Here is a 22,389-nt window from a genome sequence, read left to right as displayed (position 1 = left end):
TGAAGATGGACACGCCGCTTCTCTGCTTGATCAACCTTGTTGCTAGACACCTCAAGGTTCACAGAGAGCGGCGTGTTTCACGTATCAGCCCAGCCCAGGGCACCCACACATACGGCAGGAGAGCCCCTTTTCGTGTGCCTGCTGCCACCACGAGCGCCCCGGGGTGCGGCACCCGGGCAACGCGTGGATGCTGGGATGGTCAGCGTTCCAAGGAGGACAGTCATGAGCATGCTCGACAAGATCAAGGGCATGATCAAGGGGCATCCGGACCAGGCCCGCCAGGGAGTCGAGAAGGGCGGCGACTTCGTCGACAAGAGGACCGGCGGCAAGTACGGCGGCCAGGTCGATTCCGCCCAGAAGAAGCTCAATGACCAGCTCGGTGACCGCCACCCGCCCAGCGACGACCGGTAAGCGCTTGCGCCTGCGATGAGGGAGCGGTGGACGCCCTGCCCGGGGCGTCCACCGCTCCGGCGCGTCCCGCCCCGTGCCCGGCCCGGGCGCCTCTGACGTGCGGGAACCGGCGCCCCGGGAGCATGCTGGCTGTGTGACCTGGTACGGCGCGGCCGGACGGACGCCGCTCGGCGAGAGCGACGCCCCGCCCGGGAGACTGCGGGACGGCCGGGCACCGGACGACCTGTCCCTGGTGCTCGCGCAGTCCGTCGTGAACGCCATCGGGGCCGTCGGCGGACAGGCCGGCGGCGTCTACCTGCGGTCGAGCACCCCCGGCCTGCTGCGGCTCGCCGTGATGGCGGGGCTCCCCGGGCAGCTCTTCCGCCCCTGGTGGCGGATGCATGTGAACCGGCCCTTCCCGGTCGCCGAGGCCTTCCGCACCGGCAGCCCCGTCTACCTCTCGGACGCCGAGGACGCCATGCGGCGCTTCCCGCAGCTCATGGCCGGCCTGCCCTTCCCGTTCGGCTCCCTGTACGTACCGGTGCGCCGCGGCCGTGAACCGGTCGGCGTCCTGGTGGTCCTGCGGGCCGCGACCGGGCACGAGCCGGTGCCGCCCGACGACCGCCACCGGCTCCAGCACATCGCCGAGGAGCTGGGCGCCGGGCTGGCCGGCCTGGCGGACGCCGGCACCTGCCTGGAGTGGGAGGAGGAGCCGCTGCCCGTCCAGCTGCCCGCCGAGAGCTCGCCGCCGGTACGGATCGGCCGCTTCGACTGGAACCTCGACACCGGAGCCGTCGAGGCCGACGACGACCTCGGCGCGATCCTCGGCGCCGGCCCCGGCCGCTTCCCCGGCACCATCCAGGCCCTGGCGGCCAGGCTCGCCCCGGAGGACGTGTACGGCCTGTGGGCGCTGGCCCGGCAGGCGGCGGGCTCCGGCGGCCCCGTCGTCCGCAGGATGCGGCTGCGCGGCCCGGACGGGCGCTCCCACCTGCTGGAGGTCTCCGGGCGCCGGGCCGACGACGCCGGCCCCGGCGGGCACCTGACCGGCTTCCTGGTGGACCTGGGCATCGGACCGGTCGTCCCCGAGGCCGCCGACCGGCTGCCGCGCGGCATCTTCTCGCTCGACCGCTTCGGCCGGATCACCTACCTCAACCGACTGGCCGAGACGATGCTCGGCCGGGCCCGCACCGAACTGGTCGGGCGGGTCTTCTGGGAGGTCCTGCCCGGGTTCGCGAACCCCGCCTACGAGGACCACTACCGGGCCGCGATGATCTCCGACGCCCCCGTCCACTTCCTCGCCCGGCGCGACCCGCCGCCCTGGCTCTCCATCTCCCTGTACCCCGGCCACGACGGGCTGACCGCCGTCCTCACCCCCACCGATGAGCCGGCCTACGCCCCGGACTCCGTCGTCTCGCCCGGGCTGGGGCTCGGCTCCCCGGCCGACCGGTCCGCCGCGCTCTACCGGCCGGTCGCCCTGGCCATCGCCCTCACCGAGGCCGTCACCGCCCGGCAGGTCTCCCGCGTCGTCACCGAGGAACTGCTCCCCGCCTTCGGTGGCCGGCAGCTGGCGATCTACCTCCTCAAGGAGGGCCACCTCTACCTGGAGTGGGAGACGGGCTTCCCCCAGGGCTTCCTGGACCGGTTCGACGCCGTCGGCCTGGACGCCCGCATCCCGGGCGTGGAGACCCTGACCACCGGGCGCCCCATCTTCTTCGAGTCGATGCAGCGCCTGGCCGCCGCCTACCCGGGCATCCCCATGGACACCGACATCGGGGCCCGCGCCTTCCTGCCGCTGATCGCCTCCGGCCGGCACGTCGGCTCCTGCATTCTCGGCTTCGGCCGGCCCCGAGGCTTCAGCCCGGAGGAGCGCACGGTCCTGACCGCACTGGCCGGCCTGATCGCCCAGGCACTCGAGCGCGCCCAGCGCTACGACGCCGAGGCCGCCCTGGCGCGCGGCCTCCAGGACGCCCTGCTGCCGCACCGGCTGCCCGTCCTGCGCGGCATCGTCACCGAGGGCCGCTACCTCGCCGGCACCCAGGGCATGGACGTCGGAGGCGACTGGTACGACGTGATCGAGACCGGCGGCGGACTCGCCCTGGTCATCGGGGACGTCCAGGGCCACGGCGTCGCCGCCGCCGCGACCATGGGACAGCTCCGCAGCGCCGTACGGGCCTTCGCGCTCAGCGGCCACGACCCGCAGGAGGTCATGAGCGGCACCAACCGCCTGCTCATCGACCTCGACACAGGACAGTTCGCCAGCTGCTGCTACATCGTGATGGACCCGGCCACCGGCCGGACGCACGCCGTACGCGCCGGACACCCCCAGCCCGTCATGCGCCGGCCCGACGGCACCGTGGAGGTCATGGAGTTGCCGGGCGGCATCGTGCTCGGCATCGACGCCGAGGCCTCCTACCCCGTCACCGAACTGCTCCTGGACCCGGGCGCCATGCTCGCCCTGTACACCGACGGACTCGTCGAGCAGGCCGGCATCGACATCGACATCGGCGTCGAACGGCTGCGCGGCACGATCGCCGCCCTCGGCGCGGTCCCGCTCGCCGAGACCGCGGACCACGTGATCCGCCGTGCCAGGCAGGCATCGGACCGGCCCGACGACATCGCCCTGCTGCTCGCGGCCCGGTGGACCGGCCAGGACGGCGAAACCGCCGGCTGACCGGGCCGGGCCCCGCGATCCGGTCAGCGGCGCCGGGGGTTCGGGGCGGGCACCAGGCGCACCGCCGTGTTCAGGACATGGTCGATCGCGTCGCGCGAGGGGTGCTGCGTGAGGTTGGTGAGGAGCCGGGCCAGGGTGTTGAGCAGGGCCGGTGACCCCATCACGTAGCGGTTGAGCACCGGCTGGAAGCCCGACCGGCTGAAGATCAGGTCGGCCGCCGTGTTGCCGAGCCGGTAGTAGCGGCCCCAGCGGCGGTTCATCTCGGCCGGGTAGTGGCGCAGCGCCCGCTCCCGCCTCGGTCCCGGCGGCAGCGCGAGCGCGAGCGCCGTCGTCTCGGCGGCGACCTCGCCCGCCTCCATGGCCTGCCCGATGCCCTCCCCGTTCCACGGGCTGACCATGCCCCCGGAGTCGCCGGTCAGGAGGAGCCCCCGGGTGTACAGGGGATGGCGGTTGAAGCCCAGCGGGAGGGCGGCGCTGCGGACGGGCCCCTCGGCGTTCTCCTCCCGCAGCCCCCACTCGGCGGGCGTACGAGCCAGCCACCGGTCCAGCGTGGCCCGCAGGTCGGCGCTGCCGTGACGGCGGTGGGGGAGCGCGCCGAGGCCGACGTTGACCCGGCCGTCGCCCATCGGGAAGATCCAGCCGTACCCCGGCAGATAGTGGTCGCTCCGGGGGAAGCGGAGGTCGGCCCAGAGCTCCAGGAACTCCTCCCGGGAACGCTCGGGGCTGCGGTAGTACCGGCGGGCGGCCGTGGCGATCTGCCGCTTGGCGTCCCGCTGCAGCCCCATGGCCAGGGCGATCCGGGCCGAGGCGCCGTCGGCGGCGATCACGACCGGCGCCCGGTGCACCACCGGCCCGGCGTCGGACACGGCCGTCACCCCGGTGATCCGCCCCGCCCGGTCGGTCACCGGCTCCTTCACCTTCACGCCGGTGCGCAGCCGGGCACCGGCGGCGACGGCGTGACGGGCCAGGATGTCGTCGAAGTCGTGCCGGCTGCGGGTGAGCCCGAAGTCCGGGTAGCCGCCCAGCGCGGGCCAGTCGATCTGCACCTGCCGGTCGCCGGCCACCCAGCGCATGCCCCGTGACCGGGTCCAGCCCGGGGCCTGGATGTCGACGCCCATCCGGATCAGCTGGTGCACCGCGCGCGGGGTCAGGCCGTCCCCGCACACCTTCTCGCGGGGAAAGCGGGACTTCTCCAGCAGCAGCACGTCGACACCGGCCCTGGCGAGGTGATAGGCGGCGGACGAGCCGGCCGGCCCCGCCCCCACCACGATCACCTGGGCCTCCTCGGCCGCGCCGTGGGCGGCCTCCTCGTCCGACGGCGACTGCTCTGCACGCGTCTCCCGCATGGGGCTCCCTTCCTCGGTCGGGCACCGCCGCCCGAGGACGACGGCCCTGTACACCGACATCCTGCCGGGTCACCCCGCCCCTCGGGAGGGCGATCAACAAGGTCCCGGAGAACGCCGCCCACGGGCCGCCGGGAACCGGAAGGGCATACGAAAACCGGCCGCCCGCTCGCCCGCGTGCGGCGCTCGGCGGCGGAAGGGCGGCGGTTCGCGGACGCGGTCAGTAAGGCAGCGGGCGCCCCGACGGCGTGCGCAGATCCAGGGGTGGCGGCCGCTGCGGAAGCTGGGGACGCCGGACGACTCTGATGCGGCCCACTGCCACCACCTCCTGTCGGTACCCGGTCCTATGCCCGGAGGCACGCCGTTCACACGTCACCGGACCGATCGGCGTGGACCGACGGCCCTATGCGGCCGCCGCACCGCTCAGTGCGGCGGTCTACGGCCCGCCTCGGCGAGCAGCCGCTCGATGCGGTCGAACCGCTCGTGCAGCAGCTGGTCGGTCTCGTCCCGCATCGCGCGCGCGGCATGCTCGGCATCGCGGGCGAGCCGGTGGCGGCGCCTCTGCTCGTGCCCCACGAACCACGTCGCGAGGGCCGCCGTGACCATCCCGTACGTCGTGATGCCGACGCCCATCACGGCGACGGCGACGATCCGCCCCCACAGCGTCACCGGGAAGAAATCGCCGTACCCGACGGTCGTCGCGGTCTCCACCGACCACCACAGCGCCCGGGGGTAGGAGGTGATGGTCGCGTGCGGGGCGTGCCGCTCGGCCACCAGCACCACCCAGGAGCCCACCAGCACGGTCAGGGCGAGCAGCACCGTCGCCCAGCCCGCCGCCTTGAGGTGCAGCGAACGGTTCTCCCGGCCGAGCAGCAGCTCGACCGCCTTGGTCAGGAATACAGGCACCATTTCCGGATCATGAGGCGCGGGCGGCACGTCCGGCGGCCGGGCACGCGCCCGCCCGCCCCGCGTCACCCGATCGCACCGGACCCGGCCCGCCCGGGACCGGGCCCGGGTCACGCACACCGATCGGACTCCGGTAATCCGTGTTAAACCTGAATATGTGGGTGGTACAGGTCGATTCCGGGCGTGGTCTCACCGCTCCGCCCGACGGCCGCATCGACACGATGGCGGCCGCCCCGGCGGTGACGAACCCGCGCCCTACGGGCCGCCCCGCGAGCGGACCTCAGCAGGGCGCCGGCTGCGCGCCCTGTTCAGTGTCCGCACGGTGGCCGGTCAGTTCTTCGTCCTCATGCTGGGCATCGTCGTACTGCTCGTCTCCGCCGCCGTCGTCGCCCTGGTCGTCCAGGGCCGCCGCGACAGCATGAGCGCGGCGCGGGCCCAGTCGCTGAGCGTCGCCCAGACCTTCGCGCACGCGCCCGGTGTCGCCGCCGCCCTCGACAGCAAGGACCCCACGGCCGCCCTCCAGCCGCGCGCCGAGGAGATCCGGCAGAGCACCGGCGTGGAGTACGTCGTCGTGGCCGGCACCAACGGCATCCGCTACACCCACCGCGACATCGCGCTCATCGGCAAGAAGATCCCGGGCCCCTACAAGGAAGCCCTCGACGGACGCTCCGTCACCCGCACGGTCTCGGCCAGCCGAGGCAGATCGGTCGCCTCCGCCGTGCCCGTCCTGCGCAGGGACGGGTCGGTGGCCGGACTGGTGACGGTGGGCATCAGGGTCGAAGCCGTGAACCGGCTGGCGTACCCGAGCGTCCCGCTCACCATCGGCGCCGGAGTCGCCGCCCTCGCCCTCACCACGGCCGGCGCCGCCCTGGTCAGCCGCCGCCTGAGACGTCAGACGCGGGGCCTGGGCCCGGCCGAGATGACCCGGATGTACGAACACCACGACGCGGTGCTGCACGCCGTGCGCGAGGGCGTCCTCATCATCGGCGCCGACCACCGGCTGCTGCTCGCCAACGACGAGGCGCGGCGGCTCCTCGACCTGCCCCCGGACGCCGAGGGCCGCGCGGTCACCGACCTCGGCCTGGACCCGGGCACCGGCGAACTGCTGGCCTCCGGACAGGTCGCCACGGACGAGTTGAGGCCCGCGGGGGACCGGCTGCTCGCCGTCAACCTCCGCCCCACCGAGGAGCGCGGCGGCCAGCCCGGCATGGTCGCGACCCTGCGCGACACCACGGAACTGCGGGCCGTCACCGGACGGGCGGAGACCGTGCGCGAGCGGCTGACGCTGCTCTACCGGGCGGGCGCCCTGATCGGCACCACCCTCGACGTCACCACCACCGCCCAGGAACTCGCGGACGTCGCGGCCCCCGGGTTCGCCGACTGCGTGACGGTCGACCTCGCCGACTCGGTCCTGCGCGGCGGGGAACCCCGGCCGCCCTCCGGCGACGTCATGAACCTGCGCCGTACCGCCGTGCGCTGCGCCGACGAGAACAACCCGCTCTACCCGGCCGGGCGCGTCATCGGCTTCGTACCGAACACCCCCGAGGGCCTGGGCACCAGCGTCGGCCACACATGGATCGTCTCCGACCTGACCACCTCCCAGCGGTGGCGCGAAGCCGATCCCGAGCAGGCCGCCCGCATGCTGGAGCACGGATTCCACTCGCTGCTCTCCGTCCCCCTGCGGGCCCGCGGCGTCGTCCTCGGGGTGGCCAACTTCTGGCGCGCGCAGAACGAGTCGGCCTTCGACCTGGACGACCTCTCCTTCGCGGAGGAACTGGTGGCCCGTGCGGCGGTCAGCGTCGACAACGCCCGCCGCTACACCCGCGAGCACGAGATGGCCGTCACCCTGCAGCGCAGCCTCCTCCCGCGCGGCCTGCCCGAGCAGAACGCCCTGGACGTCGCCTACCGCTACCTGCCGGCGCAGGCCGGTGTGGGCGGCGACTGGTTCGACGTGATCCCGCTGTCCGGCGCACGGGTCGCCCTCGTCGTCGGTGACGTCGTCGGGCACGGCCTGCACGCCGCGGCCACCATGGGCCGGCTGCGCACCACGGTGCTCAACTTCTCGACGCTGGACCTGGCGCCCGACGAACTCCTCGGCCACCTCGACGAGCTGGTCGTCCGGATGGACCAGGACGAGGAGGCGGGCGGCGGCGCGATCACCGGCGCCACCTGCCTGTACGCGATCTACGACGCAGTCTCCGGACGCTGCACGGTCGCCCGGGCCGGCCACCCCGGGCCCGCGCTCGTCCTGCCCGACGGCACGGTGAGCTTCCCCGACATCCCGGCCGGGCTGCCCCTCGGGATCGGCGGCATGCCCTTCGAGATGACCGAGCTGCGGGTGCCCGAGGGAAGCCGTCTGGTCCTGTACACGGACGGCCTGATGGAGCGCCGCGACCGGGACTTCGACGACGGCCTCGGACTCCTGCGCCGCTCGCTCGCCGACCGCGACCGTACCCCGGAGGAGACCTGCGACGACGTGCTCGACGCCATGCTGCCCAGCCGGCCCGGCGACGACGTCGCCCTGCTGGTCGCCAGGACCCGCACCCTGGACCCGTCCCGGCGCATCCAGTGGGACGTCCCCCCGGACCCCTCGGCCGTCGCCGGCGTCCGCAGGCAGGCCATGCGCTGGCTGTCCGATCAGGGGCTGGACGAGGAGGGGTTCGTCACCGAACTCATCCTGAGCGAACTCGTCACCAACGCAATCCGCTACGGCTCCGAGCCCATCAAGGTCCGGCTGCTTCACGACCGGGCCCTGATCTGCGAGGTGTCGGACAGCAGCAGCACCTCCCCGCACCTGCGCTACGCGGCCACGACGGACGAGGGCGGCCGGGGCCTCTTCCTCGTCGCCCAGTTCGCGGAGCGCTGGGGCGCCAGGTACACCGACCGGGGCAAGGTCATCTGGTCCGAGCAGACGCTCGGCGGCCCACCCGCGGCCGAATAGACCCACGACGGCGACGCGGGGCCCGGCACACGCCGGGCCCCGCGCCGTTCGCTCATCTCAGATGCCGGGTGTCATGCGCCTTCCGTCACGGGAAGGACACCACGTTCGACGGGATGGTCGAGGTCCCGGATGTGGGTGATCCGGTGTTGTTGATGACGTGTTCGTACTGGCCCTGGCCGCCGAGGGAGACGACGAGCAGGTCGTGGAACTTCACGCCGGGCTTGACCGGGGCTTCGAAGCCGTGGTCCTGGCGGATGCTGGGGTCGGAGGTGAAGTTGCAGTAGCTGCCGAGCCCCCAGCCCTCGTGGGTCGTCACGGAGTCGTCGACCTTGTAGGCCGCGTACCCCTTGGTGTTGCCGTTCTGGATGGCTGCCTGGTTGGGGGCGTCGTACGCCTTCTCGTTCTGGTAGAAGATCGTCTTGCCGTTCTCGCCGGACCAGCGGACGTCGTACTTGTTGAAGTGCTCCACGAACAGGCCGGTGGCCAGGACGTTGTCGCCGTTGACCTGGAGGCCGTAGTCGGACCGGTTGGTCTCCCAGCCGACGCCCTCGCCGTGGTCGGCACGCCACAGCCAGGTGTGGTCGATGATCGTGTCGTTGCTGTTGATCACCATGCCCGTGGTGGCCTTGCCCGCGCCGGCGCCGCCGACCCGGATGAAGATGTCCTGGACGCTGGTCGGGTTGGCCGCGTGGCCGGCCGAGGCGCCGTCGGGGCCGACCTGGACGAGCACCTGGGAGTTCTGCGGACCGGCGTCGATGAGGAGCCCGGCGAGCTTGACGCCGTCCACGTCACCGACCTTGAGGGCGGTGACCCCGTTGTCCGGGATGATCGTGGCGAGGCCGAGGCCGAGCACGACCGTGTTGGCGCGGTCGATGTTGATCGTCTGGTTGACGTGGTAGATGCCCGGCGTGAACAGCAGGTGCAGGCCCTGCTGGACGGCCGCGTTGATGGTGGCGGCGGACGCTCCCGGCTTGACCACGTAGAACTGGCTCAGCGGGATGGACTCGCCCTGCGGGGTGCCGTTCCAGGAGACGCCGCGGGCGTTGGTGCGCTTGGCGGGGACGAAGACCTTGTAGTCGTTGCCGTCCAGGTAGAGGAACGGCTTCTCGCGGGAGACGGGGGTGTTGTTGAGCGTGGTGTACGGCGGCTCGGGGAAGCTCTGGGCGGGGGCGCCCTCGACGCCGGAGAACGTCATGTTCCAGACGCCGTTGCCCCAGCTGCCGATGGAGCTGTCGCGGGTGTACCACTGCTGCTGCGAGTACGGCCCGACCTGGCCGTCGATCTTGCTGTCGGCGATGTACCCGCCGCTCGCCCAGCCGTAGCCGTTCGGGGCGAGGTTGAGGCCGCCCTTGACGTGCATCCGGCGGAAGGGCGCGGCCTGGGAAACGGCCCAGCGGTCGGTGCCGTTGACCGGGTTGAGCGCCAGGTTCTCCGCCGAACGCCAGAAGTTCTGCGTGGCGTTGCCGTTGAACCAGCCCGCGTCGACGGTGACGTCACCGTTGAACGTGGTGTCGTCCGGCTTGAGCCCGAGACCGGCGATCGAGGTGTAGAAACCGATCTGCGCGTTGATGTTGTTGTACGTGCCCGGCTTGAACATCAGCGCGTAGCGGCCGGTGCCGAACTGCGCCGACTCCTGCTGGCGGAAGATCTCGTCGACCTTGGCCTGGATGTTGGGCGTCGACGGGTCGAAGACGAGGACGTTGGGGCCGAGGTCGCCGCCGCCGGGGATCTGCGGACCGCCGCCGTTGCCGCCGGTGGTGCCGAACACCTGGAACTCCCAGAGGGAGTACCCGTACTGGGTGGCGCGGGCGGTGCCGGTCAGCCGGACGTAGCGGGCGGTGCCGGAGACGTTCAGCGTCTCGTCGCCGCCGGGGCCCGTGGTGGTCGAGTAGGCGGTGGACCAGTTGTGGTCGTCCGTGGAGAACTCGATGCGGTAGCTCTTGGCGTAGGCGGCCTCCCACTTCAGCGCGATCTGGCTGACCGAGGCGGAGGTGCCCAGGTCGACCTCGATCCACTGCGGGTCGGAGAAGCCGCTCGACCAGCGGGTGCCGTTGTCGCCGTCCACGGCGGCGGTGGCGGGGGTAGCGACGCCTTCCTGGCTGGAAGTGGTCACCGTCTTGCCCTGGGAGAGCAGGGACGGGGCCGCGCTGGCGGAGGTCGAGGGCACGAAGGCCAGAAGCGAGACGACGAGACCGGCGACGGCGGTCAGCACGCCGGTACGTCTTCTTCCGGACGAGGGTGCGGGTCTGCGGAGCAAGGGGGGTCCATACATGGGGGAATGTCTCCTGAGTCGCGGAACGGGTGCACGACACGAATCCGGAGAGCGCTCTCTCCGGCCGATGGGGATACTTCCCCCTTGCTCCCCTTGCGTCAATAGGTGTGCAACAACCGCTTCCCGAACAGTCGTTGAGGACAACAGTTGACGACGGATACCTCACGAGTGTCCGCATTGAAGCCGTCTTGAGGGCAGCTGTGCATGGGAACTGACGTGCCATCGATTCAGGTGATGACGAGGTGCGTACGGGGAGTGAGTGAGGCCGAGCGGGTCGTTGCCACCGCAATCACGCCGTGCCCGTGACGGGCCCGCCGACCCGGGTACGGCGAACACCAGCGCCTGTTACCGGACATGTTGCCGCCGCCCCGGGGACAGCGGGCCCGGGCGCTCGCTATCCTCCGGGCATGAGCCGTGAACGTGGCGCACAGCGCGCCGCTGACCAGGCACGACGGGGTTCCGGATGACCGAGGCGACGGGCCCTGTCGCGGCGGGGGCCCGGAGCGCTCAGGCATGGCGGGCGTTCGGTGCCCGGCTGCGTCACTGGCGCCGGCGGGCCGGACTCACCCAGGCCCAGGTGGGCGTCCGGGTCGGCTACGACCACACCGCCATCAGCAAACTCGAACACGGCAGCCGCAGGGCCCCGCTCCCGCTGGCCCGCCGCCTGGACCACCTGCTGGCGGCCGACGGGGACCTCCTGGCCGCCTGCGAGGATGCCGAGGCCCTGGAGCGGGCGCAAGCCGCTCCCACCGTGCCCCGCCCGGTCCCGGAGCCGGTCCGGCAGGGGCCGCTGCCCGGCGAGCCCGCGGGCGGAACGCTCACGGCGATGCTCCCGCCCGGGACCGTCCTGCCCGCACGGCTGCCCGCGTACGGCCTGGTCTGCCCGGTGCACGGCCCGGAGGGCTGCGCGGTTCCGGCGCTGCCCGACGTCGTGGCCCTGCACGCCCGGTTCTGTTCCCTCGGCCCGGACACCTCCTCCCACCCGGCCCTGGACACCGACACCGTGCACGCCCTGACCGCGCTGCTCGCCGTCTGCCTGCGCGCCGACGAGGAGCACGGCTGGCCCGGGGCGACCGCCGTCGTGGAACGCACCCTGCACGCGATGCTCCGCTGGATGGCGCTCCCGGCCGCCCCCTATCACGGGCAACTCGCGCCGCTGGCCGCCGAGTACGCCCAGTCGGCGGGCTGCCTCCGGCTGCTGTGGGGACGCAACGGTACGGCGATGGCCTGGCTCGACCGCTCCCTGCTGTGGGCGGCGACCGCCGGGCACGTCGGGGCCCAGGTGGCGGCCCTCGGCGATATGAGCACCCTGGCCCGGCTGGAGGGCGACGGCCCCTCCGCGGTCGCGTACGGCGAAGCCATCCACCGGGCCGCCGCGGGCCGGTCCTGGGCGGGCGCCATGAGCGACCTCTACCAGGCGCGCGGCCACGCGGTCCGCGGCGACGCCGACCGCACCCTGCACCACATCGGCCGCGCCTGGTCGCAGATGGACCGGGCCGGCGAGCGGGACGAGACGGAGGCCCCCTGGCTCTCCGTCGCCTCGGTGCGGCTGCGGGTGGAGTCCGGCGCCGCCGGTGCGCTGCGCGATCTCGCCGCCGCGACCGGGGAGCGCCGCTTCGCGCTCCGCGCGCTCGACGCGGCCGGCACCGCGATCAGGCTGCTCCCGCCCGGCATGCACTCGGCCCGCCTGCTGTTCCTGGCCAGGACGGCCGACGCGTACGTCTGCGCGGGGGAGCCGGCCGCGGCGTCGGCCGTCGCCGGGCCCGTCCTGGACAGCACCGAGGTGCACCCCTCCACGCTGCTCGGCCAGGAGCTGCGCGGGCTGTACAACAGGCTGGCCGGCCGCACCGGCGACCGGCCCGAGATCGAGGACTTCGTGCGCAGACTGGCCGCCGCGGTCCGCTGAGGGCCCACGGCAGCGGGGGCGGGGCGTGTGGTCCACGCCCCGCCCCCGGACACGCCCCCGTCGCCGGATCAGCTCACATCGAGGGCCACATCGTCCACGACGAAGCTGGTCTGCAGGTAGGCGTCCTCCTTACTGGTGAACCCGAGCGTCACCGTCTGCCCGGCGGCCGAGGCGACATCGAAGGTCTGCTGGACATAGCCGTTGCTCGCGTCGAGATTCGAGTACGTGGCCAGCGTCCGGGACCCCAGCTTGACGGTGAAGGTGTCGTACGCCTGCCCGCCCCACGTCGACTCGGCGGTGTCGGTGCGCAGGTAGAACGACAGCCGGTAGGACGAGCAGCCCGCCGGCACGGTCAGCGACTGCGTGGCGGTGTCGCTGTGGGTGCTGCCCCAGCCGCCGAACCACGCCTGGTACGAACCGCTGTGCGCGGGCTTCTCGGAGGTCCGGTTGTTGATGACACCGGCCGTCTGCGTCCAGGGCGCCGTCCCGTTCTCGAAGCCGCCGTTGACGACGACCTGCCGCGGCTGGCAGCTGCCTGTGCCGCCGACCACGAGCGAGTACGTGGTGGTGTGGCTGGCGGTGCCGGTACCCGTCACGGTGAGCGTGTACGTACCCGCCGCGGTCTGCGCCCCGGCGGAGACGGTCATGGTGGACGAGGACCCCGACTGCACCGAGGACGGCGCGAAGGAGACCGTGACGCCGCTCGGCGCGCCGGAGGCCGTCAGCCGCACGTTCTGCGCCGAACCGCTGGTGGTGGCCGTGGACACGGTCGCGGTGGCGGACCCGCCCGGCTGGACGGTGCCGGTGACCGGGTTCACCGAGACGGAGAAGTCGTCGGCCGGGGCGGTGGTCCCGACCGCGGTCTTCCACAGCGTGTAGGCGACCCCGTCGGCGCTGCGGTTGAGCGCGGTGGCGTTGATGTTGGAGGTGGTGTCGCACGACTGGTGGTAGCAGGGGTCGTACGAACGGCCTGCAGTGCCGCCCCACTTGGCCGCCTGGGCGGAGGTCTTGGTGTCACTGGCACCGGTCGCGTAGCCGGATGTGGCGATCCCGCCCTGCTGGAAGGAGTAGTCGTCGGAGCGCCCCTGGCCCTCCACGTTCTCCTCCGGGGCGAGCCCGAGGGAGGTCCAGTACTCCTTCATCGGGACCGAGGCGGCGGAGTTGAGGTTGTTGATGAAGTAGCCGCCGTTGGTCGAGGCGACCATGTCGAAGTTGTAGTAGGCCTTGATGGCGCCGCGCTGGGCCGAACTGAGCTGTCCCACGTAGTACTTGGAGCCCTGAAGGCCCTGTTCCTCGCCGTTCCACCAGGCGAAGCGGACGTGCTTGGTCATCGTCGGGTTCTGCTGGGCCAGCGCGAGGGCGTTCTCCAGCAGGGTCGCGGAGCCGGAGCCGTTGTCGTTGACGCCGGGCCCGGCGGCCACGCTGTCCAGGTGGGCGCCGAACATCACGGTGCTGTCGGTGGGGCCGCCCGGCCAGTCCGCGATCAGGTTGTTGCCGGGATAGGTGCAGGTGGTGCAGGTCTGCTCGCTGACGGTGTATCCGGCCGCCTGGAGCTTGCCCTTCACATAGGCGAGCGAGGCGGTGTAGCCACTGCTGCCGGCCCGCCGGTTGCCGCCGTTCTGCGAGGCGATGGTCTGCAACTGGGAGAGGTGGGCCTGCACGTTGGCGATGCTGATGTCGGGCGGGGTGCCGCCGGGGCTGCCGCCGCCGCCGGTGACGGTCAGCGTGTACTGGGCGGTGTGCTCCTGGGTGCCCGCGCCCTTCACGGTGAAGGTGTACGACCCGGGGGCCGCGGCCGATGTGGTCGAGACCGTCATGGCCGAGGTCGAGCCGGACTGCACGGAGGAGGGGCTGAAGGAGACGTTGACGCCGCCGGGCAGGCCGCTCGCGGACAGGTTCACCGTCTGCGCGCTGCCGGAGGAGACGGTCGTGCGCACGGTGGCCGTGACCGCGTTGCCCGCCTTCACCGAGCCGGAGGCGGGGTCGAGGGACATCGAGAAGTCGTTGTTGCCGCTCGGCGTGCAGGCGGGGTCACCGCTCTGGGCGGGGACGCTGATCGCGTCCCACGCCGCCTTCGTGCGGCTGTGCAGCACGCAGGTGGCGTCGAGGTTCTTGGCCGCGGTGAGGGTGGCCGTGCGGTAGCGCTTGTAGGTCATGCCGCTGGTCTTGAGGAGCATGCCGCCGTAGAAGACCTTGCCGGCGCTCTGGATGCCCACGCCGGTGACCGCGGAGTTGTTGCAGGTGGGGCTGGAGGGCTTGCCGCCGCCCGGGTTCGAGCCCTCGGCCAGCAGGTAGAACCAGTGGTTCAGCGGACCGGCCGCCGCGTGCTCCTCGGTGTTGGGTATGGAGGAGCTGTAGCAGTTCGGGTCGCCGATCTGGCCGGGGTTGTACATGATCCGGATCGGTCCGTTGCCGACGAGGTTGATCTTCTCGCCCACGGTGTAGTCCGGGTCGTCGTACGGGGCGGGCTCGTTGGTGTACGCCTCGGTCAGCGCCCCCATGATGTCGCCGGTGGCCTCGCCGAGCCCGGACTCGTTGTTCGCGCCGCCCGGTGTGTACTGGTCGATGCCGTGGCCGAACTCGTGGCCCACGACGTCCATGGCGCCGATCCACTGGTTGGCCCGGTTGTGGCCGATGGAGACCGTGGAGCCGTCCCAGTACGCGTTGACGTCGTTCAGGCCGACCTTGACGGGCCAGCTGCGGCCGTTGCCGTCGTGACCGTTGCGCCCGAGCCAGTCGCGCAGCATGTCCCACTCGTGCTGGGCCGCCCACATGACGTCGACGCAGCCCGTCTCCTTGCTGGAGGCGCTGCCGGTGCCCCAGGAGTCGGTCGACTTGGTGAAGACGCCGCCGGTGCTGTAGTCGGCGCAGCTCAGTCCGGGGCGGCTCGGGTCGCGGAGCGAGTAACTGCCGCCCGAAGACGTCGTGTTGATGGAGAGCGGGGAGGGCCCGTTCCACTGGCTGTTGCCGGTGCCGGCCTTGACGTCGTCGTAGCTGTCGAGGACCGCCCCGGTGCCCGCGTCGACGAAGACGTGCAGCCGGCTCGGTGCCTTCTCGCTCCGGCCGGTGAGCACGGTCTCCCAGGCGAGCCGGGAGCGCTCGCCGGTGGCCCGTACGACGAGCCGGTGGCTCTCGACCCGCTCCACCGTACGGAGCTGCTTGCGGGAGGCGGCCTCGGCGGTTTTGGCGGACACCGTCGCGGTCGTGGGCACGTTGATGCGCCGGGAGACCGCCGACTGCGAGCCGCGGACCCGCCCCTTCGAGTCGGCCACCACGACGGCGTCGCCGCCGACGACCGGCAGGCCGCGGTAGGTGCGTTCGTACGCGACGGAGTAGAGGCCGTTGACCCACGGGGTCACCATCTGGCGCTCGTAGCGCTCGTCCGGGCCCTTGGCCAGGGAGTCGAGCCCGCTGGCGGCGGCCCGGTCGGCGGCCGACACGGCGGCGGTGAGTGCCGTGGGGCCGGGGGTCGGTGACGGTCCGGCGGCTGCTGGTGGACCGCTGATGGCGACCAGCATTCCGGCGAGGACGGCCAGGGTTGTCCCGGCCGTCATCGGTCTGCGTTTCATCGAGGCTCCTCGTTTCGTGGGGACCTCGGTCACGGGCACCGGCGTGGGGAGACGCACCCACCCGTGCGGCAGCCGCGCGCCGTCCGTCCGGGTGGTGTCCGTGATCGAGCGACCGAACACTCACACGTCGCCATGACCCCGTCAACGAACTGCGGCCACGTGCGGGGGAGTTGGCAAGTCTGGTCAAGTCGCCCCGGCGGGACGGCGCGGTGACCCGCGGCGGCGCGCGCACGCGCGGGAGGGGGTCGGGTGGGGATGGACGGGCGGCGCGGCGTTCAGCGACGAGTGCACCCCGCACGACCGGGACCGGGCCCGGGCATCGCACCCGTCGTCTGCGTGCAGAACCGCTACGGCATCGGCGAGCGGCGCCCCGCCTCCCAGGAGGGCATGTGCGGCGAGCTGGGCATCGCCTCCCAGGAGGGCATGTGCGGCGAGCTGGGCATCGCCTTCGTCCTCTTCTACGCGATCGCGGGAGCGGGCGCCGGCCGCGGGCCCGGGGCCGGCGCCCGCGGCCGAGCGCGAGGCGCTGCTCGACATCGCCCGCGCCCACGACGCCTCACCGGCCCAGGTCCGGCCGGCGTGGACCCTTCAGCAGGGCCCGCACGTCGTGACCATCCCGGGCACCGGCGACCCCGCCCATCTGGAGGCCGACGTGGCGGCGGGCGCCCCGCGGCTCACCGACGACGAGATGCTGCGGCCCACCGCGCTCGGACAGCCCGGCGGGCGAGCCGTAGCATGACCCCCATGGATCAGCGCGAACTGGGCAGGACCGGACGGAACGTATCGGTCGTCGGACAAGGCACATGGCAACTAGGCGGGGACTGGGGTGAGGTCCGCGAGGCGGACGCCCTCAGTGTGCTCGACGCGGCCGTCGAATCGGGCGTCACCTTCTTCGACACGGCGGACGTGTACGGGGACGGACGGAGTGAACAACTCATCGGCCGCTATCTCAAGGAGCGGCCCGACGCCGGGGTCTTCGTCGCCACGAAGATGGGCCGCCGGGCCGATCAGGTGCCGGAGAACTACACCCTGGACAACTTCCGCGCGTGGAACGACCGTTCCCGCGCCAATCTCGGGGTCGACACCCTCGACCTCGTACAGCTGCACTGCCCGCCCACCGCCGTCTACGCGTCCGACGAGGTGTACGACGCGCTGGACACGCTGGTGGCCGAGCAGCGCGTCGCGGCCTACGCGGTGAGCGTGGAGACGTGTGCGGAGGCGCTGACGGCCATCGCCCGCCCCGGTGTCGCGAGCGTGCAGATCATCCTCAACCCGTTCCGCCTCAAGCCGCTGGACGAGGTCCTGCCGGCGGCGCGGGCCGCCGGGGTCGGCATCGTCGCCCGGGTGCCGCTCGCCTCCGGGCTGCTGTCGGGCAAGTACACCGCGGACACCGTCTTCGCTCCCGGGGACCACCGCACGTACAACCGGCACGGCGAGGCGTTCGACCAGGGCGAGACCTTCTCCGGTATCGACTTCGAGACCGGTGTGGCCGCCGCCGCGGAGTTCGCCGCGCTCGCTCCCGAGGGCGCGACCCCGGCGCAGACGGCGCTGCGCTGGATCATCCAGCAGCCGGGCGTCACCAGCGTCATCCCCGGAGCGCGCTCGACGCAGCAGGCGCGGGCCAACGCGGCCGCCGCCGCACTCGACCCGCTGCCGCAGAGCACGCTGGACGCGGTGCGCGACCTCTACGACCGCAGGATTCGCGCGGCGGTCCACGACCGCTGGTAGGACGCTCCGGTCACCGGTCGGCCCCGGGGGTTCCCGGCGCGTTCGTCGACGTACCGCCGTCCGGAGTGCTGGCCGATCCGGTGTCGGGGGCGAACAGGCTCATCCCCAGGTACACGGCGGCCAGGAAGGCGATCACGCCCGCGATGGCGCTGGCCACCCGGGGCCGGCGCCGGATCGCCTCACCGGCGGTCCGCCGCCGGGCGTTCCCCGTCCGGGGCGCCGCACGCCGGCCGCGCCCGGATGCCTGCGGCAGCCGGTACGTCGTCGGGGCGCCGGACTCCGCTCCTGGGGCCGGCGCGGGCGCGCCGACGTGCGGGGCGGGCGGCGCCTGGTAGGCGGCTGCCGGGGGCGGCGTCTGCGCCGGGGCGGGGCGGTGCAGCGGCAGCGCCTCGGCCCGGCCCCGCCAGGCGTCGCTGTGGAACCAGTCGGCGACCTGCTGGGCGGTGGGCCGGTCCTCCGGCTGCTTGGCGAGCAGCCCCAGGAGGTAGGCGTCGAAGGCGGCGGACACGTCGACGCCGCGCTGCCGCAGGGGGACGGGCGGCGTGTCCACGTGCTGGTAGAGGGTGGCGGTGGCGGTGTCCGAGCGGAACGGCGGCTGCCCGAGGAGCAGTTGGTAGATGACGCAGCCGAGCGAGTACATGTCGGATGCGGCGTCCGCCGTGCGGCCGAGGGCCCGCTCAGGGGCGAGGTAGAGGCTCGTACCGACGATGTGACCCGTCGTCGTCAGCGCGGCGGAGGGGTCGTCGACGAACTGGGCGATGCCGAAGTCGCCGATCTTGACGGTGCCCTCGCCGTCCAGCATCAGGTTTCCGGGCTTGATGTCGCGGTGGACGATGCCCTGCCGGTGCGCCGCGGCCAGTCCGGCGGCGGCCTGTCCGGCGATGCGGGCGGCCTGCTCGGGTCCCAGCCGCTCCTGGGCCAGGAGAAGGTCGGCGAGGCTTCTGCCCTCGACGAGCTCCATCACGAGGAAGAGCCGGTCCTCCCAGGCCCCGAAGTCGAAGACCGCCACCAGATGGGGGTGGCTCAGCCGGGCGGCGGTCTGCGCCTCCAGCCGGAACCGGGCGGTGGCCGACTCGTCGGCGTGTTCTCCCAACAGCAGCTTCACGGCGACCGCGCGGCCGAGGACCTCGTCGGTGGCCCGCCAGACCTCACCCATCCCGCCCCGGCCGATGGCGGATATCAGCCGGTACCGACCAGCAACCAGCACCTGTGCACACCTGTCTCGAATAGTTCGGGCCTCTCGGGCGGCCCGGACCGAGGGCCGCTTCGACTGCCGCGGCGGCGGCCTCGTCGGGGACGAGGGCGGGGTGGGGGAGCGCGGCAAGATCAGGATATCCGGCGCACGGAGCGCGGACGACCGGCGGTCACCACCCGGGTCAACTCGGCGCGGTGGCAGCCCGCCAGGGACCGGCCGGCGAGGTGCGGCCGGCGGGGGGAGCCCGGTGACGGGCGGTCGTCACCGGCCGCCGGCCGCGGCCCGGCCCACGGACTCGACCAGGGGCAGCAGCCGGTGCGGCACGCGTTCGCGCAGCGCCACATCGGTGCGGGTCCTGACCACGCCGGGCAGCCGGATGAGTCGCTGGATGACGTCCTCCAGGTGCCCGTTGTCCCGCGCGACGACCCGGGTCAGCAGGTCGCCGCCGCCCGTGGTCGAGAATGCCTCGACGATCTCCGGCACGGCGGCGAGCGCCTCACCGACGTCGTCGAGGTGTCCCTGGGTCACCTCCAGGTGCACGAAGGCCAGGACCGGGTGGCCGAGCGCGGCGGGGGAGAGGAAGGGACCGCTCCCGGTGATCACACCGTCCCGCTCCAGCCGGTCGATCCGGGCCTGGAGGGTGCCCCGGGCGATGGACAGGATGCGCGCGTACTCGCGCACGCTCGTCTGCGGCTGCTCGATGAGCAGTCGCAGGATACGGGTGTCGAGTGCGTCCACCGCCATACGTCGCCGGCCTCTTTCGGTCTCGTTCGGGCCAGCGACTGTACCAACGGCCTATGTGTGCGCCAGGCCGCCCTGCTCTCGTCGCGGCCGGATGTGCCCCGCGCACGGGCGGGTGGCGCGGGGCACGGGCCGGACGTCAGAACTGGACGTCGGAGCAGGCGTAGAAGGCGTTGCCGGTGTCGGCGATCGTCCAGACGCCGAGGATCAGGTGCTTGCCGGACTTCTGCGGCAGCACGCCCGAATGGCTCACCGTCGAGCCCGGCAGCTTACCGCCGAAGGGCACGGTCAGGAACGGCTGCGGCTCCAGGTCGGCCCGGGTGAGCGGCTGCGTGGGGTCGTAGCTGTCCTTGGTGATGTAGTAGCGGAAGTCGGTCGTGGCGTGGCGGGCCTCGATCCGCCAGTTGAACGTGTAGTTCTGACCGGCGGTGACCTGGGTGGCGGGCCAGGCGCCGCCGCGCGGGTCGTCCAGTTCGGAGAAGCGGCCGATGCCGCCCGAGCAGATGTGGCCGTCGGCCGGCCCACGGGTGGGGAAGCCCTTGGGGCCTTCGACGCTCGGCGGCTCCCACTGGATCTGCCCGCAGTGCTTGACGGTGCCGATCCCGCAGAGCTGCTGACGGCTGATGGGGGAGTCGGTGTAGCCGTGGCTCTGGGCGGTGCCCGAGGTGGCCAGCAGGGCCGCACCGACCAGCCCCAGGCCGGCCAGTAAGGAAGTGATCTTTTTGCGCATACGTCGCTCCTGGAGATGTGGGGTGATGTCCGGAGAGTGCTGCGGTCTAGACCAAGGCTGAGCGTAGCGATGGCAACTTGACATGTCTAGACCAGGACGGCGTGGCGGTTCAGCCGAGTTGCCACCAGAACAGCTCGCCGGTGCCGCCGCCCATGTACTTCCGCAACGAGTAGCGGCCGTTGCCCAGGGAAGTCAGGGCCGGGGTGGTGACCTGGTTCGTGGCGGCGTTGAGCATCCGCAGCTGATCCGGCCGGACCGAACCGTCCGAGAGGTCGAATGTCAGGGTGACGTTCTGCGCGGTATCGGTGAGGGAGCCGCCGGTGGCGTGTTCGTCGGTCTTGTCGGTGTTGGGCACGGCGAGTGCGTTGACGACCATGAACACGGGGGTGTCGGGGTCGGTGAAGAGGCCGGCCGACTCCTGGGCCGACATGTTCGGAATCGGCCGGAAGGTGCCGACGACGACATCGCCCGGCAGCCCGTCGTTCGCGCCCCCGGCATTCGCGGCAGCGATCGCGGAAAGCCGGGTTCCGGGGTCAAGGGAGGGGCTGAAGACATCGAGCCAGGGCTGGCTGTTGTATCCGCCGGGGTTGCGGCCCAGGGCGATGAACGCCTGCTTGCTGTGGAGCCGGGTCAGGTAGGGCGAGAACGCCTTCATCCGCTGGTTGAGCGTTGCGTACCGCTGCGCCTGCACCGTCGGCGTGCTGTTCGCGTCCTTGTGCACCAGCAAAGAGGTCGGATGCGCGTCCTTCTCCCAGCGGAACAGGTTGAGCCACTTCCCGCCCAGCGCCCAGGTGACGTAGCTGACGAGGGACTGCTCGGACTCGGAGACGATGTACCGGCCGCCCTCCTGCGAGGGGGCGTCGCCCGAGCAGAAGCCCATCGTGTACTGCCCGAAGGCGATGGGGCTCGTGAAGGTCTGGTCGTTGCCGCCCATCGCCAGCCAGCGGTACCGGGCGGTGTTGTTGTACAGGCCGGTGACGCTGCCGCCCACGTGGTTCGAGCGCATCGAGAAGTTGTACTCGTCGAAGGTCAGCAGGTCGGGCTTGACCACCGCCATGTAGTTCTTCAGCTGGGCGTCGTTCCACTGGCCCGCGTACTGGTTGGTGTGCATCAGCGCCCGGGGCGCCTCCTGGCGCAGCTTGGCGGTGAGCTGGACGAGCCAGTCCAACTGCTGCTGGTTGTACGGGTCCTCGTCACCGAAGCACATGGTGATCAGATCGTCGGCCCGGGTGCGCTGGTCCGCCGAGAGCACCGGCGCGGAGAGATCCGGCGGTGTGCCCGGGGACAGGTGATAGCCGGCCGGCCCCTTGGCGGCGGCCCAGGTGTAGCCGGGCAGTCCGGCCAACAGGGCGGTGTCCCACAGCGGCGGGTCGTAGAAGGTGGGTGTGGTGAAGCCGCTGTCCTTGAAACGCTGAGGGCTGGGCTGCCAGCGGTTGTCGTTCGCCTGGGGCACCCATGCGCAGTGCACCAGGCCGCGCCGGATGAAGGCGGCGTCCACCCTGGACAGCTGGGAGGCGGTGGTGGCCGCGGCGGCGGAGGACGGCAGGGCGCCGCTCAGGCCGAGGCCCGCGGTCGCGGCGGCGCCCAGACCGGCCGCTCGGAGGATGGAACGTCGGCTCACCATGGATCGGCTGTGATCCCGCACGGGAAGTCCTTCCGGATGGTTGGGAACTGGAGGTTCAGCGGCGCGAGGCGGCAGGAGATGCCCGTACGTCGAGGACGAAGTGGGCAGCTGGAGACGTGATCGCCGACGTCTCCGCGTGGCGCAGGTCGTGAGATCGGCGGCAGGACGGAGACGGGGCGCCTCGCACGGAGCGCGTTGATCGCCGATGATTAGTCATCGGGTGACTTCCGGTCAATACCTCGGAGGAGAGACGTCTTATGCCGGGTGGTGTCAGCAATGTGGCAGCAGGCGCACTTTCAACTTGCGGGAGTCATCGGATGGCTTGCGGGGTACGCGCGTGCCCGTGGTGCGCATTCCGCAGGCACGCGCCCCT

Annotated in this window: 14 protein-coding genes; 6 read left to right on the top strand and 8 right to left on the bottom strand. The window is 72.3% G+C overall.

What is annotated here, in order from left to right:
* The first annotated feature begins 222 nt into the window (after window positions 1-222).
* Together E6P78_RS25820 and E6P78_RS25815 are read left to right on the top strand one after the other, a co-directional pair.
* On the top strand, window positions 223-411 hold the full coding sequence (locus E6P78_RS25820) for an antitoxin (RefSeq protein WP_136206039.1): 189 nt from the start codon (window positions 223-225) through the stop codon (window positions 409-411).
* Window positions 412-544: 133 nt separating this feature from the next.
* Window positions 545-3,061 (top strand): SpoIIE family protein phosphatase, encoded by a 2,517-nt coding sequence (locus E6P78_RS25815; RefSeq protein WP_136206038.1) that lies wholly within the window; start codon window positions 545-547, stop codon window positions 3,059-3,061.
* 23 nt (window positions 3,062-3,084) lie between these two features.
* On the opposite strand, the gene E6P78_RS25810 is transcribed toward E6P78_RS25815, so the two are convergent.
* Together E6P78_RS25810 and E6P78_RS25805 are read right to left on the bottom strand one after the other, a co-directional pair.
* Window positions 3,085-4,407: a geranylgeranyl reductase family protein gene (locus E6P78_RS25810; protein ID WP_136206037.1), complete on the bottom strand. Its 1,323-nt coding sequence runs from the start codon at window positions 4,405-4,407 to the stop codon at window positions 3,085-3,087.
* Window positions 4,408-4,827: 420 nt separating this feature from the next.
* Entirely contained in the window at window positions 4,828-5,313 is a 486-nt protein-coding gene (locus E6P78_RS25805; protein ID WP_136206036.1) for a potassium channel family protein, read from the bottom strand.
* A gap of 343 nt (window positions 5,314-5,656) precedes the next feature.
* Here E6P78_RS25805 and E6P78_RS25800 point away from each other — a divergent pair, with 343 nt between their 5' ends.
* Window positions 5,657-8,251, top strand: a complete 2,595-nt coding sequence (locus tag E6P78_RS25800; RefSeq protein ID WP_240799377.1) for a SpoIIE family protein phosphatase — start codon at window positions 5,657-5,659, stop codon at window positions 8,249-8,251.
* 85 nt (window positions 8,252-8,336) lie between these two features.
* On the opposite strand, the gene E6P78_RS25795 is transcribed toward E6P78_RS25800, so the two are convergent.
* A complete protein-coding gene (locus E6P78_RS25795) occupies window positions 8,337-10,523 on the bottom strand; it encodes a discoidin domain-containing protein (RefSeq protein WP_206307913.1) in 2,187 nt (728 codons plus the stop codon).
* A 463-nt stretch (window positions 10,524-10,986) separates the two neighbouring features.
* Here E6P78_RS25795 and E6P78_RS25790 point away from each other — a divergent pair, with 463 nt between their 5' ends.
* Entirely contained in the window at window positions 10,987-12,429 is a 1,443-nt protein-coding gene (locus tag E6P78_RS25790; protein WP_136206034.1) for a helix-turn-helix transcriptional regulator, read from the top strand.
* A 68-nt stretch (window positions 12,430-12,497) separates the two neighbouring features.
* On the opposite strand, the gene E6P78_RS25785 is transcribed toward E6P78_RS25790, so the two are convergent.
* Complete coding sequence (locus E6P78_RS25785; RefSeq protein ID WP_136206046.1) at window positions 12,498-15,983, bottom strand: M28 family peptidase; 3,486 nt, start codon at window positions 15,981-15,983, stop codon at window positions 12,498-12,500.
* Between the two features lie 541 nt (window positions 15,984-16,524).
* On the opposite strand from E6P78_RS25785, the gene E6P78_RS34030 reads away from it, so the two are divergent.
* Both E6P78_RS34030 and E6P78_RS25775 read left to right on the top strand, forming a co-directional pair.
* Window positions 16,525-16,737 carry an aldo/keto reductase gene (locus tag E6P78_RS34030; RefSeq protein WP_346765610.1) on the top strand — a complete coding sequence of 71 codons (213 nt, stop codon included), beginning with the start codon at window positions 16,525-16,527 and terminating at the stop codon, window positions 16,735-16,737.
* On the top strand, window positions 16,734-17,726 hold the full coding sequence (locus E6P78_RS25775; protein ID WP_206307912.1) for an aldo/keto reductase: 993 nt from the start codon (window positions 16,734-16,736) through the stop codon (window positions 17,724-17,726). Before E6P78_RS34030 ends, E6P78_RS25775 begins: the two co-directional genes overlap by 4 nt.
* 10 nt (window positions 17,727-17,736) lie before the next feature.
* On the opposite strand, the gene E6P78_RS25770 is transcribed toward E6P78_RS25775, so the two are convergent.
* The 4 genes from E6P78_RS25770 to E6P78_RS25755 all read right to left on the bottom strand — a co-directional run bounded on the left by E6P78_RS25770 (window position 17,737) and on the right by E6P78_RS25755 (window position 22,016).
* Complete coding sequence (locus E6P78_RS25770; protein WP_206307911.1) at window positions 17,737-18,933, bottom strand: serine/threonine-protein kinase; 1,197 nt, start codon at window positions 18,931-18,933, stop codon at window positions 17,737-17,739.
* A gap of 249 nt (window positions 18,934-19,182) precedes the next feature.
* Window positions 19,183-19,665: an Lrp/AsnC family transcriptional regulator gene (locus tag E6P78_RS25765; RefSeq protein ID WP_136206031.1), complete on the bottom strand. Its 483-nt coding sequence runs from the start codon at window positions 19,663-19,665 to the stop codon at window positions 19,183-19,185.
* A gap of 136 nt (window positions 19,666-19,801) precedes the next feature.
* Window positions 19,802-20,392: a lytic polysaccharide monooxygenase auxiliary activity family 9 protein gene (locus E6P78_RS25760; RefSeq protein ID WP_136206030.1), complete on the bottom strand. Its 591-nt coding sequence runs from the start codon at window positions 20,390-20,392 to the stop codon at window positions 19,802-19,804.
* Window positions 20,393-20,501: 109 nt separating this feature from the next.
* Window positions 20,502-22,016, bottom strand: coding sequence for a hypothetical protein (locus E6P78_RS25755; protein WP_136206029.1), 1,515 nt, complete (start codon window positions 22,014-22,016; stop codon window positions 20,502-20,504).
* Window positions 22,017-22,389: the final 373 nt, after the last annotated feature.

The organism is Streptomyces sp. A0958, assembly GCF_004795035.1.
Classification (GTDB): domain Bacteria; phylum Actinomycetota; class Actinomycetes; order Streptomycetales; family Streptomycetaceae; genus Streptomyces.
Note: the sequence above shows the minus strand (reverse complement) of the source record. Positions and strands in the feature narration are given on the sequence as shown.

What these genes read in the sequence shown, in the direction of transcription:
- E6P78_RS25765 (WP_136206031.1), bottom strand. Translation starts at nt 19,665, where the DNA reads ATGGCGGTGGACGCACTCGACACCCGTATCCTGCGACTGCTCATCGAG.
- E6P78_RS25800 (WP_240799377.1), top strand. Translation starts at nt 5,657, where the DNA reads ATGCTGGGCATCGTCGTACTGCTCGTCTCCGCCGCCGTCGTCGCCCTG.
- E6P78_RS25785 (WP_136206046.1), bottom strand. Translation starts at nt 15,983, where the DNA reads ATGACGGCCGGGACAACCCTGGCCGTCCTCGCCGGAATGCTGGTCGCC.
- E6P78_RS25820 (WP_136206039.1), top strand. Translation starts at nt 223, where the DNA reads ATGAGCATGCTCGACAAGATCAAGGGCATGATCAAGGGGCATCCGGAC.
- E6P78_RS25795 (WP_206307913.1), bottom strand. Translation starts at nt 10,523, where the DNA reads ATGTATGGACCCCCCTTGCTCCGCAGACCCGCACCCTCGTCCGGAAGA.
- E6P78_RS25810 (WP_136206037.1), bottom strand. Translation starts at nt 4,407, where the DNA reads ATGCGGGAGACGCGTGCAGAGCAGTCGCCGTCGGACGAGGAGGCCGCC.
- E6P78_RS25760 (WP_136206030.1), bottom strand. Translation starts at nt 20,392, where the DNA reads ATGCGCAAAAAGATCACTTCCTTACTGGCCGGCCTGGGGCTGGTCGGT.
- E6P78_RS25805 (WP_136206036.1), bottom strand. Translation starts at nt 5,313, where the DNA reads ATGGTGCCTGTATTCCTGACCAAGGCGGTCGAGCTGCTGCTCGGCCGG.
- E6P78_RS25790 (WP_136206034.1), top strand. Translation starts at nt 10,987, where the DNA reads ATGACCGAGGCGACGGGCCCTGTCGCGGCGGGGGCCCGGAGCGCTCAG.
- E6P78_RS25755 (WP_136206029.1), bottom strand. Translation starts at nt 22,016, where the DNA reads ATGGTGAGCCGACGTTCCATCCTCCGAGCGGCCGGTCTGGGCGCCGCC.
- E6P78_RS25775 (WP_206307912.1), top strand. Translation starts at nt 16,734, where the DNA reads ATGACCCCCATGGATCAGCGCGAACTGGGCAGGACCGGACGGAACGTA.